At 33.3% G+C, this 12,571-nt stretch carries 9 protein-coding genes and 1 pseudogene; 9 read left to right on the top strand and 1 reads right to left on the bottom strand.

Annotated elements, in window-relative coordinates:
- Positions 1-84 precede the first annotated feature (84 nt).
- Positions 85-720, bottom strand: a complete 636-nt coding sequence (locus NSQ40_RS17655; protein ID WP_080547229.1) for a TetR/AcrR family transcriptional regulator — start codon at positions 718-720, stop codon at positions 85-87.
- Between the two features lie 137 nt (positions 721-857).
- Here NSQ40_RS17655 and NSQ40_RS17650 point away from each other — a divergent pair, with 137 nt between their 5' ends.
- The 9 genes and pseudogenes from NSQ40_RS17650 (at position 858) to NSQ40_RS17605 (ending at position 12,499) form a co-directional block, all read left to right on the top strand.
- On the top strand, positions 858-1,751 hold the full coding sequence (locus NSQ40_RS17650; protein WP_003207942.1) for an ABC transporter ATP-binding protein: 894 nt from the start codon (positions 858-860) through the stop codon (positions 1,749-1,751).
- A complete protein-coding gene (locus tag NSQ40_RS17645; RefSeq protein WP_018765347.1) occupies positions 1,744-2,550 on the top strand; it encodes an ABC transporter permease subunit in 807 nt (268 codons plus the stop codon). The genes NSQ40_RS17650 and NSQ40_RS17645 overlap by 8 nt, the downstream gene beginning before the upstream one ends.
- Positions 2,551-2,828: 278 nt before the next feature.
- Entirely contained in the window at positions 2,829-3,362 is a 534-nt protein-coding gene (locus NSQ40_RS17640; RefSeq protein WP_018765348.1) for an RNA polymerase sigma factor, read from the top strand.
- Between the two features lie 12 nt (positions 3,363-3,374).
- A complete protein-coding gene (locus tag NSQ40_RS17635) occupies positions 3,375-4,373 on the top strand; it encodes a hypothetical protein (protein ID WP_033796318.1) in 999 nt (332 codons plus the stop codon).
- Positions 4,374-4,434: 61 nt separating this feature from the next.
- The gene (locus NSQ40_RS17630; protein ID WP_003199028.1) at positions 4,435-5,484 is read left to right on the top strand and encodes an LCP family protein; all 1,050 of its coding nucleotides are present in this window, start codon (positions 4,435-4,437) and stop codon (positions 5,482-5,484) included.
- A gap of 89 nt (positions 5,485-5,573) precedes the next feature.
- Positions 5,574-6,043 (top strand): annotated as a pseudogene (locus NSQ40_RS29515) (hypothetical protein); the annotation flags it as partial.
- Positions 6,044-6,396: 353 nt separating this feature from the next.
- Positions 6,397-8,103 carry a peptide ABC transporter substrate-binding protein gene (locus tag NSQ40_RS17615; protein WP_003199026.1) on the top strand — a complete coding sequence of 569 codons (1,707 nt, stop codon included), beginning with the start codon at positions 6,397-6,399 and terminating at the stop codon, positions 8,101-8,103.
- Positions 8,104-8,485: 382 nt separating this feature from the next.
- Positions 8,486-10,198: a peptide ABC transporter substrate-binding protein gene (locus NSQ40_RS17610; RefSeq protein ID WP_003199025.1), complete on the top strand. Its 1,713-nt coding sequence runs from the start codon at positions 8,486-8,488 to the stop codon at positions 10,196-10,198.
- Positions 10,199-10,792: 594 nt separating this feature from the next.
- Entirely contained in the window at positions 10,793-12,499 is a 1,707-nt protein-coding gene (locus tag NSQ40_RS17605; RefSeq protein ID WP_003199023.1) for a peptide ABC transporter substrate-binding protein, read from the top strand.
- The last annotated feature ends 72 nt before the right edge of the window (positions 12,500-12,571 follow it).

Raw genomic sequence — 12,571 nt, 5'->3', positions numbered from 1 at the left:
GGATTTTAGGATTGGAATATATGTGCTTGTTGTGGGATATAATTTTTCTCTTCGAATGAAATATAAACAATTCAAATTACTAATCTAATTTTCCCGAGTGACATTTTCAGGGTTGGAAAGCCCATAAAAAAACATCGTAATGATATCTTTTATATGTTTTTCACGATCGTCCTCCAAGAGTTGTACACCGTAATCTTCGCCGAACTTACTAAACATTTGAATGTATAGTAATATCATTTCTTTTGAAAGATTGGGATTAATTTCATTTTGGCGTTGTGCATTTTCTAATATCTCTAAAAACCAAGGCAGGACTGTTTCATTTTGGTAACGATATATAAATTCGCGAAGCTCTGGATCTTTTTGGATTACTTGCAACAGCATGTCAGGGTGAAATAAACTACCACTTTCCATTTTACGTCGCATCATCTTATGAAACATCTCTTGAAATGTCATATTTTCAGCTGCTATCTCTTGATAGAATTGAAACTCAGTCGTCGCAAATTCGTGAATAAGCTCTCGGAAAAGCGCATCTTTACTACCAAAATGATTATAAATGGTAACTTGAGATACTTTTGCTTTTTTTGCGATGTCCTCTATTTTTACTTCATTAAATCCACGCTCTGAAAATAATGATAACGCAGCGTCTTTAATGGCGCGTTTTTTCTTTTCTTTTACTTTTTCAAAACCGTTCAATACAATCACCTCATTTAAAATATACAAGAAAATAGAGATGAAAACAATAATTTTGAAATATGAACATAAAAATATTTCAAAAAGTTGTTGCCAATTTAAATAGAGAGGAGTACAATAATTTTGAAATATAAAACACGAAATATTTCAAAAAATGAGGTGGAATAATGATTTCAGTCCAAAATGTCACAAAAAAATTTTCAAATGGAAAAGGATTATTTGATATTACTTTTCAAGTAAAAGAAGGTGAAGTTTTCGGTTACCTAGGGCCAAATGGTGCAGGGAAATCAACAACGATTCGTAATTTAATGGGATTTATAAAGCCAACTGCTGGTCATGCAGAAATTTTCGGTCTAGACTGCTGGAACGAAGCTGCAAAAATTCAAAGGGAAGTTGGTTATTTACCAGGGGAAATTTCCTTTATAGAAGGAATGAATGGATTAGAATTTTTAAAACTTATGCAAGGTATGCGCGGATTGAAAGATGTAAAGAGACGTGATGAGCTTATTGAAAGATTACAATTTGATGTGAAAACACCAATTCGGAAAATGTCTAAAGGGATGAAACAAAAAGTAGGAATTGTAGCTGCATTTATGCATGATCCAGAAGTGTTAATTTTGGATGAACCAACGTCAGGATTAGATCCACTCATGCAGCAAACTTTTATTGATTTAATACTAGAGGAAAAACAAAAAGGAAAGACAATCCTTATGTCATCCCATATTTTCACAGAAATTGAGCGGACATGTGACCGGGTAGCTATTATTAAGGATGGTCGCCTTGTAACGGTGGAAAATATTCATGATTTACAAGGCATGAGAAGACAGGTAATGGATGTAACGGTTTCATCTCAAGTGGAAATGCGTTCTTTACAAAAGGAAAATTTACACTTTGAAGCGGTGAAGGGGAATACAGCGTCCATTATTGTACAGGGGAATTATCAGGAAGTATTACAAACGCTTGCTAGGTATAATGTGAAAGCACTTCAAACGAGGGCGATGGATTTAGAACATTTATTTATGCATTATTATGATGCGAAGGAGGGTGTGAAACATGAATAAACAGCTGTTTTTAGCTAGCTTTAAAGAAAATCAAAAAAGCATATGGAGTTATTCAATTGGTGCGGCTCTTTATTTGTGGTTATTAATTTGGATATTTCCATCGCTCGTATCTGCGAAAGGATTAAATGAAATGATAGATGCTATGCCAGATAGTGTGAAAAAGATTGTTGGCATGGAAAATTCGATTCAAAATGTAAGTGATTTTTTAGCAGGTGAATACTATGGCATGTTGTTTCTAATTATATTGACAATTTTTAGTGTAACGGTTGCTACACATGTAATGGCTTGTTATGTAGATAAAGGGGCGATGGCTTATTTGTTGGCAACACCGGTATCTAGAGTGAAAATTGCAATAACACAAGGGGTAGTTCTTATTCTAGGATTGCTGATTATTATACTTGCGACGTATGGAGCTGGTGTATTAGGAGCAGAGTGGCTCTTGAAAGATAACAATTTAAATCAAGAAGTATTCTTCAAAATGAATTTAGTTGGGGGGCTGTTGTTTTTCGTAGTCAGTGCCTATTCATTTTTATTCTCTTGTATATGTAACGATGAAAGAAAAGCTCTTAGTCTTTCTGCCAGTGTTACAATTTTGTTTTATTTACTAGATATGGTAGGGAAATTAAGTGATAAGCTAGAATGGATGAGAAATATATCATTATTTACGTTGTTCCGTCCAAAAGAAATTGTGGCAGGGACATATAACATATGGCCGGTAAGTATTGGATTAATTTTTGGTGCGATTTGTATCTTTGTAGTAGCGATTGTATTGTTCAAAAAGAGAGATTTACCGCTATAGATAAATAGAGTTGAAAAGATAGTTAGTTCCTTTATGAACTAACTATCTTTTTTTATTTCTGGAAAATTATAAAAAAAGTGAACCTTTTTCCCCACTAAACCATCTAATAAGTGTAAAGTTTTATTGGAAGATATAAAGTGAAACTTTAATTAGTAGGGGGTTTCTTCATCCCCAATTGATTATTAGTCCGCCCCACCTAACTTCTTTGCTTTCGCTGAATTTTGAGGTGGTGGGTCTTACTGCCCCGCAAATAGCGGGATAAAACGGGAGGATAGACAGTGAAAGTAATACCTGTATATAAAATAATGGTAAAAGAAGAGAGTAATGTTTCTTTAGCTAAAAACGGTGATCATGAAGCATTTGTCTCTTTAATACATACACATAAAGTTCAGCTCTATCGTATAGCCAAAGCAATGCTATATGATGAGAATGACGTAGAAGATGCGATACAAACAACAATTCTAAAGGCTTATGAAAATATAAAAAAGCTTAAAAATGAAGAGTTTTTCCAAACATGGTGCATTCGAATCCTGATGAATCAGTGTAATGAAATGATACGATCACGAAAAAAGGTAATTGCGATAGAAGGAAATAATGATTATATGATAGCATTTGATTCTTATGAAGATATAGATCTTCATAATGCAATTCAGTCTTTAAATGAAGAATTAAAAGCTGTAACAGTACTCTACTATTATGAAGATATGAATCAAGAAAATATTGCGGCATTATTAGAAATACCAAAAGGAACTGTTAAATCAAGGTTGTCACGGGCAAGAGAACAATTGCAGAAGCAATTACGAATGGAATAGGAGGTGTATGTGTTGGATAAGGATGAATTATTTGATGAAAAACTGAAAAAGCGAATAGACCGAGAGAAAACAATGTTACCGGAGCAGTTGAATCGGAAAATTAATGATACATTACATAATCTCCCGGTTAAGAAGAAGTCTTATAGAGTTCAAGCTATGGCTGTTAGTGTGGCAATAATGGCATTGTCAATCGTTTCTATGTTTGAATTTTCTGTGCAAAGTTTTGCGCAAAAAGGTGGAGTATTTGAATATGTAACGAAAAAGGCATTTTCAGATTATGAAAATGAGGAAGAAACAAAATCTAATGTAAATTATCCTGAAAAAGAAAAAATTCACAAAAAAATGCTGGATTCAATCGATCATTTTAAAAGTGTTAAGGGGCAATTTGAAGAGTACTCTAGTTCATCTCGCCTAATTACTACTTATAAGTACGCAATTGATACATGGAATCAGAGAGGGATTTCTTCTAAAGAGGATCGTCAGTCAAAAAAAATGACAGTTTTATATAACCAAGGGAAAAAACAGGAATTTAATGATAAAGATTATACATATAAAGAAGTGAGATGGAAGTCAGAACCTAAAAATATAGAGTTACTAAAACTAACACCTACTGAAAGAGCATTTAATAAAGTGGGGGAGAAAAAGCGGTATGATGATGAATATGTCGGACTAGCAAAATATAGTATTCAATCGGAGTTTGCAAATTTGTTAATTCGATATAAAGATTGGAATTTTAAAGAAACAAAGTATCTTGGATTAGACTGTTATAAAATAGAGGGCGTTATAAACATAGAGATGCCTTTAAGTACATCTGAAGACTTACGAGGAAAATTCGAAATGATTGTAGAAAAAAATACGGGGATTATGTTGAATTTTCTTAGTTTTCATAATGGAATGATCCAGTATTCTATTACTACGGAAAAGATACAAATAAACAAAGGGATTGATGAAAACGTATTTCAAAAAGATGTTTCTTCATACGAAAAATTGAAAAATGTATTGAATAAATAATGATCTTGTTATTTTGATAGTTTTTAATTCGTATAGAATAATAAATATCGGGGGAACTAATATGGAGAAGAATTTACCTTCACGTGAAAAAAAGAATAAGAAAAAATATAAAAGAGGAAAAGTGATAGGGATATTTGTAGGGGTGTTATTAGCTGTTGGAATAGGATATGGTGCGTATTTGTATAATAAAACTTCAAATGCGGTACAAAAAGCTTCTCTCAGTCTAGCACGTGGTGAGAAATCTGATTTGCGTGAGGAAGTTGTAAAGCCAATAACAAATAATGTTTCTCTTTTAATTATGGGCATTGATGAAAATCAAGAGCGTCAAAAAGAATATAATGGTGCATTTCATACAGATGCATTATTACTAGCTACTTTTAATAAGGATGATAAGACAGTCAAGTTAATAAGCATACCACGTGATACATATACATATGTTCCAATCGAAAAGAAAAAGGATAAAATAACACATGCATATGGTAGGGGCTTTGTAAAGAACGGAAAGGATGGAGGACCGCAAGCGTCTGTTGAAGCGGTAGAAAAATTATTACATGTACCAGTTGATTATTTTGTGAAATTCAATTTTAATTCATTTATAAAAATTGTTGATGATTTGGGTGGTATTGAAATAGATGTTCCAATTGAGTTTTCTGAACAAAATAGTAAAGATGAACCGGAGGCTATTCATTTAAAAAAAGGAATGCAAACATTAACTGGTGAACAAGCACTTGCTCTTGCAAGGACACGTCATATCGATAGTGATGCTATGAGAGGACAGCGTCAGCAGCTTGTCATTGAAGCGATCTTAACAAAATTAAAAAGTGCAGGATCTGTTACGAAAATAGGAAAGATGATTGATGCTGTAGATGGTGAGTTTAAGACAAACTTAGCTTTGGCTGATATGCTGTCGTTTTATAAATATGGATTAAATGCTTCAATTGAGAAAATTCAATTAGCTGGAGATGATTTGTATTTACCGAATGGGCCGAAAGGTGAACGAGTCTATTATTATAATCCAGATACAAAGAGTTTGAGAGAACTTAGTAATATACTTCGAATACATCTTGGATTAAGTGAACAGCAAATTAAAAAAGAAGATGGGGAGAGTTAAAGTATATGAAAAACATAATATAAAATATTTTTTAGTAAAGCAGATCATTATAAATATCTGCTTTTTTGTTTGAATGATACAGTGAAGGTTTTTACCTCGATCTTTCGCTTGGTCAACAATTAACAATAATAGCTATTTTGTTAGTTACTTTAAAAGGGGAAGACGCTGTAACTGGAGAGGGCTTTATGTATTGGCATCAACTTTATCAGCGATGCATGTTATTCCGTTAGAAGGATTAGCTCTTCTATTAGGGGGGAGATCGTTTTATCCCGCATTAACGGGCAGTAAGACCCCCACCTCAAAATTTGGCAAAAGCAAAGAAGTTAGGTGGGGGATGAACTGCCCGTAAAAGCCCGATTGGTTCAACTAATAATCAGTGGGGGATGAAGAAAACCCCCACTGATTAAAGTTTCACTTTATGTCAGAAACGCGCGCTATCGTAAATTTAATTGGTAATGGTATTGCAACTGTAGTTGTTGCGAAAAGCGAAAATGAATTTAATGAGGGGAAAGATAAACAGATGCTAATAGGTATGCAAAAAGAAAAAATAGCCGGATGAAAAGGTCAGTAAAGCTGACTTTTTTTATTTTGTTAAGAAAGGATTTACTAGAATTATACATTATTTATTAACAATAATTCAGAAGAGTTTTCTTTACAATTGGAATAAATAGAAGAAGAATCAAATGCATATAGTAATACAAGAAAATTCTATATCAACGTAATAGAATGTTTATGAATATTACTGTAATAAAATAATTTTTACAAAATTTTTAATAATAATACTTTACAAAAAACAAAAAATTAGTAGAATAATAGTTAATAGGAATCTTTTGATAAGAATATAAAGAAAAACAGAATTATCAGAAATTTCTTAATCTAGAAACGTACAGGAAATTAGGGAGGGTACAAAAAATGAAAAAGAAAAAGATGAAGAAATTAACAGCAGTCGTAGCACCAGTTTTAGCAATGAGTATGGCATTAACTGCATGTTCTACAGGTGGGGACAAAAAAACAAGTACGAATTCAAGCGGAAGTGATAGCAAATCGGATGTTAAATTAGCAGCAAAGCAAGTGCTGAATCGTACAGAAACAAACGAAATTCCAACAATGGATACTTCGAAATCAACAGATACTCTTGGATCACAAATTTTAGGGAATACGATGGAAGGGTTATATCGCCTTGATAAAGATAATAAGCCAATCCCAGCTGCAGCTGAATCAAGTACGAAAAGTGAGGATGGCAAAAAATATACATTTAAACTTCGTAAAGACGCAAAATGGTCAAACGGTGACCCAGTAACAGCAAAAGATTTCGTGTTTGCATGGCAACGTTTGTTAGATCCAAAGACAGCTGCAGAGTACTCATTTATTGCTTATTATATTAAAAATGCAGAAGCAATTAATAAAGGAAAAGCGGAAGTGTCTACACTAGGTGCAAAAGCGATAGATGATTACACACTCGAAGTTGAACTAGAAAGCGCAGTTCCATACTTCTTAAACTTAACGGCATTCCCATCGTACTATCCACTAAATGAAAAGTTTGTAAAAGAAAAAGGGGATAAATTCGGTTTAGAATCTGATACTGTAGTTTATAATGGACCGTTTGTTCTAACTGATTGGAAGCATGAAGAGGGCTGGAAGCTGAAGAAAAATGATAATTATTGGGACAAAAAGAGTGTGAAGTTAGACGAAGTTAACTATAGTGTTGTAAAAGATATGGCAACTCGTGTAAATCTATATGATAGTGGCCAAATTGACTTTACTATATTAGCTGGAGAGTTTGTTGACAAATATAGAAATAAAAAAGAAGAATATGGAGTATATTCAGAACCAAGTACGTTCTACTTACGTTTAAATCAAAAACGTGCTGGCCAAGATACACCACTAAAGAGCAAAAAATTACGTGAAGCAATTGCGTTGTCAATTAATAAAAAAGATTTAGCGAATGTAATCTTAAATGATGGTTCTAAACCTGCTGATTACTTAGTGCCAAAAGGATTAGCGAACGGACCAGACGGTAAAGATTTCCAAGAGACGTTTAAAACTGGCCTGAAAAATGACACTAAAAAAGCAGCGGCAGCTTGGGAAGAAGCGAAAAAAGAGCTTGGTAAAGATCAAGTGACACTTGAGTTCTTGAACTATGATACAAGTAATGCGAAAAAAGTTGGAGAATATGTAAAAGACCAAATTGAGAAAAACTTAAAAGGTGTAACAGTTAATATTAAAATGCAGCCGTTCAAACAAAAGCTGAAATTAGAATCTGAACAAGATTATGATTTCTCATATGGTGGCTGGAACCCAGACTATGCGGATCCAATGACATATTTAGATATGTTCGAATCAACAAATTCTCAAAACCAAATGAGCTACTCAAATCCAAAATATGATGAAATCATCAAAAAAGGAAAAACAGAGTTAATGGCAGATGCGAAGAAACGTTGGGAAGAGTTAGGAAAGGCAGAAAAACTGTTGCTTGAAGAAGATGTAGCGCTTGTACCGTTATACCAAAGTGCTAAATCGTATGTAATGAAACCAAACGTAAAAGGTGTCGTAAAACATAATATCAGTCCAGAATACAGCTTCAAGTGGGCTTACGTAACTGAAAAAGACGGAAAGTAATATAAAGATAGAAAAGCATTTCTAAAAGTAGGACATCTACTTTTAGAGGTGCTTTTTTTCTATGTAATGAATCTTGTTTAAAGAGACTTCAGACATTAGAAGGGATGTTTGATGCAAAGTTTATATATAAATAATTTTATATTAATTTAAATAAATGATAGGAAGGGTATTGCTGTCATATAGTGAATGGAGAGATTTTGTAAAGTAGTGTGACTAAAATATACCATCATTATAGTAGAAAATATTTTCGAGATTTAAAAAAATAACTTTACAAAACATAAAAAAATAGTAGAATATTAACTAATAAGAATTTTCTGATAATACAAATATATCAGAAATCTATCAAGGGTATCATCGTACATATAATTAGGGAGGGTACACAATGAAAAAGAAAAAGTTGAAGAAGTTAACAGCGGTTGTGGCACCAGTTTTAGCAATGAGTATGGCATTATCGGCATGCTCGGGATCAGGTGGGGATAAGAAGACAAGTACAACGTCTAATAGTGGTGAAGAGAAAAAATCTGATATTAAATATGCAGCAAAACAAGTATTAAATCGTACAGAAAATCAGGAAATTCCAACAATGGATACTTCAAAATCAACAGATACACTTGGTTCGCAAATTTTAGGGAACACGATGGAAGGGCTATATCGCCTTGATAAAGATAATAAACCAATCCCAGCTGCAGCTGAATCTAGCACGAAAAGTGAGGATGGTAAAAAATATACATTTAAGCTTCGTAAAGATGCAAAATGGTCAAATGGTGATCCAGTAACAGCGAAAGATTTCGTGTTTGCATGGCAGCGCTTACTTGATAAAAACACAGCTTCTGAATATGCGTTTATTGCTTACTATATTAAAAATGCAGAAGCAATTAATAAAGGAGAAGCAGACCTATCTACATTAGGTGCTAAAGCGGTTGATGATTATACCCTTGAAGTGGAATTAGAAAAGCCTGTTCCGTATTTCTTAAATTTAACGGCATTCCCATCATACTATCCATTAAATGAAAAGTTTGTAAAAGAAAAAGGGAATAAATTCGGTTTAGAGGCGGATACAGTTTTATATAATGGACCATTTGTAATGTCTGAGTGGAAGCATGAGCAAGGTTGGAAGTTGAAGAAAAACGATAATTATTGGGATAAAAAGAGTGTGAAACTAGAGGAAATTAACTATAGTGTTGTAAAAGACGTAGCTACAAAAGTGAACTTATATGATACTGACGCAATTGACTTTACATTATTATCAGGAGAGTTTGTTGATAAATATAAACCGAAGAAAGATGAATATGGTGAGTATGCAGAATCAAGCACTTTCTTCTTACGTTTGAATGAAAAACGTGGTGGCCAAGATACGCCGCTGAAAAATAAAAAGTTACGTGAAGCAATTGCATTGTCAATTGATAAAAAAGGTTTAGCAAATGTTATCTTAAACAACGGTTCTAAAGCAACGGATCAATTAGTACCAAAAGGACTAGCAACTGGTTCAGACGGTAAAGATTTCACAGAAACATTTAAAAATGGTTTAAAGCAAGATACGAAAAAAGCAGCTGCAGCATGGGAAGAAGCGAAAAAAGAACTTGGTAAAGACCAAGTGGCAATTGAATTGTTAAGTTATGATGATGGAACAGCGAAAAAAGTTGCTGATTATGTAAAAGACCAAATTGAGAAAAATTTAAAAGGTGTAACAATTAATACGAAAATCCAGCCGTTTAAACAAAAGTTAAAACTAGAGACAGCGCAAGACTATGAAATCTCTTACGCAGGTTGGAGCCCAGACTATGCAGATCCAATGACATTTATCGATATGTTTGAAACAAAGAGCCCTTATAACCAAATGAGCTACTCAAATCCAAAATATGATGAAATGGTTAAAAAAGCAGGAAATGAATTAATGTCTGATCCGAAGAAACGTTGGGAAGAGTTAGGAAAAGCAGAAAAATTATTGCTTGAAGAAGATGTAGCGATGGTGCCACTATATCAAACAGGTAGAGCATATGTAATGAAACCAAATGTAAAAGGAATTGTAAAACATAATATCAGCCCAGAGTACAGCTTCAAGTGGGCGTATGTAGAGGAAAAAGGCGGAAAATAATATGAAATTAGAAAAGAGCCTCCGGAAGTAGGTCAACTACTTTTGGAGGTGCTTTTTCATGGAAAGAATCTTGTTCATAATTTGTTTTATTGCTAAAAGGATAAAAATTTAAATTGATTCAGAATGGCAGTGAGGAATTAAAGGGAATTCTTAAATGTATATTATTTATCCCTCTATTAAAGGGCAATAAGACTCCTACCTCAAAAGTTAGTGAAAGCAAAGAAATTAGGTGAGGGGATCAACTATCTCTAAAAGCCCGATTAGTGAGGTCTAATAATCAGTGGGGGATGAAAAAACCACACTGATTAAAGTTTCACTTTATAGAGAGAAAGGAGGTTATATATAATTCGAAAAAATAGAGATGAATAAGAAAGCTTTAGTGCTCATATAGTAGATGGGGAGAATCTTGTAATTGTGCTATTAAAAAGCGAATCATTATTATAGAAAAACTATTTTCAGAATTTTTAAAAATAACTTTACAAACTCGAAAAAAATAGTAGAATATTAATTAATAAGAATTTTCTGATAATACCATAAGTATTAGAAAATCTCTCAAATGTATCATCGTACATATAATTTAGGGAGGGTACACAAATGAAAAAGATCAAGAAACTAACAGCGGTTGTGGCACCGGTTTTAGCAGTAAGTATGGCGTTATCGGCATGCTCGGGGTCAGGTGGGGATAAGAAGACAAATACAACGTCTAATAGTGGTGAAGAGAAGAAATCTGATATTAAATATGCAGCAAAACAAGTACTAAATCGTACAGAAACAAACGAAATTCCAACGATGGATACTTCTAAAAATACAGATACTCTTGGGTCACAAATTTTAGGGAATACAATGGAAGGGTTATATCGCCTTGATAAAGATAATAAGCCAATCCCAGCTGTGGCAGAATCAAGTACGAAAAGTGGGGATGGAAAAAAGTATACATTTAAACTTCGTAAAGATGCAAAATGGTCTAATGGAGATCCGGTAACAGCAAAAGATTTCGTATTTGCATGGCAACGGTTAGTAGATCCAAAGACAGCTTCTGAATACGCATTTATTGCTTATTATATTAAAAATGCAGAAGCAATTAACCAAGGAAAAGCAGAAGTATCTACATTAGGTGCAAAAGCAGTAGATGATTATACACTTGAAGTTGAGCTGGAAACCGCAGTTCCATATTTCTTGAACTTAACGGCATTTGTATCGTATTACCCACTAAATGAAAAGTTCGTAAAAGAAAAAGGAGATAAATACGGTTTAGAATCTGATACGGTAGTTTATAATGGACCGTTTGTTTTAACTGACTGGAAGCATGAAGAAGGTTGGAAGTTAAAGAAAAATGATAATTATTGGGATAAAAAGAATGTGAAACTAGAAGAAATTAACTATAGTGTTGTAAAAGATATGGCAACTCGTGTAAATCTATATGACAGTGGTCAAATTGACTTTACACTATTATCAGGAGAATTTGTTGATAAATATAAATCGAAGAAGGATGAATTTGGAACATATTCGGAACCAAGTACATTCTACTTACGCTTGAATCAAAAACGTGCTGGTCAAGATACACCATTAAAGAGCAAAAAATTGCGTGAAGCAATTGCGTTGTCAATTAATAAAAAGGATTTAGCAAATGTAATTTTAAATGATGGTTCCAAACCTGCCGATTTCTTAGTTGCAAAAGGATTAGCGAATGGACCGGACGGTAAAGATTTCCAAGAAACGTTTAAAAACGGTTTAAAACAAGATACGAAAAAAGCAGCGGCGGCTTGGGAAGCAGCGAAGAAAGAGCTTGGTAAAGATCAAGTGACACTTGAATTTTTAAACTATGATACGAGTAATGCAAAAAAAGTTGGTGAGTATGTAAAAGATCAAATTGAGAAAAATTTAAAAGGTGTAACAGTTAATATTAAAATGCAGCCATTTAAACAAAAATTAAAATTAGAATCTGAGCAAGATTATGATTTCTCATATGGTGGTTGGAACCCAGACTATGCAGATCCAATGACATATTTAGATATGTTTGAATCAACAAACTCTCAAAACCAAATGAGCTATTCAAATCCAAAATATGATGAAATCATCAAAAAAGGAAAAACAGAGTTAATGGCAGATGCGAAGAAGCGTTGGGAAGAGTTAGGAAAGGCAGAAAAACTGTTGCTTGAAGAAGATGTAGCGCTTGTACCATTACATCAAAATGCTAGATCGTATGTAATGAGACCAAATGTAAAAGGAATTGTAAAACATAATATCAGCCCAGAGTATAGCTTTAAGTGGGCATATGTAACAGAGAAAGATAGCAAGTAATAAAAAAAGCATTTCCAATGGTAATTACTTTACCTTGGAAATGCTTTTTTTATGAGTAATGTGGAGCTACTT

This window comes from Bacillus sp. FSL K6-6038, assembly GCF_038050455.1.
Taxonomy (GTDB): domain Bacteria; phylum Bacillota; class Bacilli; order Bacillales; family Bacillaceae_G; genus Bacillus_A; species Bacillus_A pseudomycoides.
Note: the sequence above shows the minus strand (reverse complement) of the source record. Positions and strands in the feature narration are given on the sequence as shown.

Bases quoted from the DNA above. Each gene is read 5' to 3' on its own strand.
- NSQ40_RS17650 (WP_003207942.1), top strand. From the start codon at position 858: ATGATTTCAGTCCAAAATGTCACAAAAAAATTTTCAAATGGAAAAGGA.
- NSQ40_RS17645 (WP_018765347.1), top strand. From the start codon at position 1,744: ATGAATAAACAGCTGTTTTTAGCTAGCTTTAAAGAAAATCAAAAAAGC.
- NSQ40_RS17630 (WP_003199028.1), top strand. From the start codon at position 4,435: ATGGAGAAGAATTTACCTTCACGTGAAAAAAAGAATAAGAAAAAATAT.
- NSQ40_RS17615 (WP_003199026.1), top strand. From the start codon at position 6,397: ATGAAAAAGAAAAAGATGAAGAAATTAACAGCAGTCGTAGCACCAGTT.
- NSQ40_RS17610 (WP_003199025.1), top strand. From the start codon at position 8,486: ATGAAAAAGAAAAAGTTGAAGAAGTTAACAGCGGTTGTGGCACCAGTT.
- NSQ40_RS17605 (WP_003199023.1), top strand. From the start codon at position 10,793: ATGAAAAAGATCAAGAAACTAACAGCGGTTGTGGCACCGGTTTTAGCA.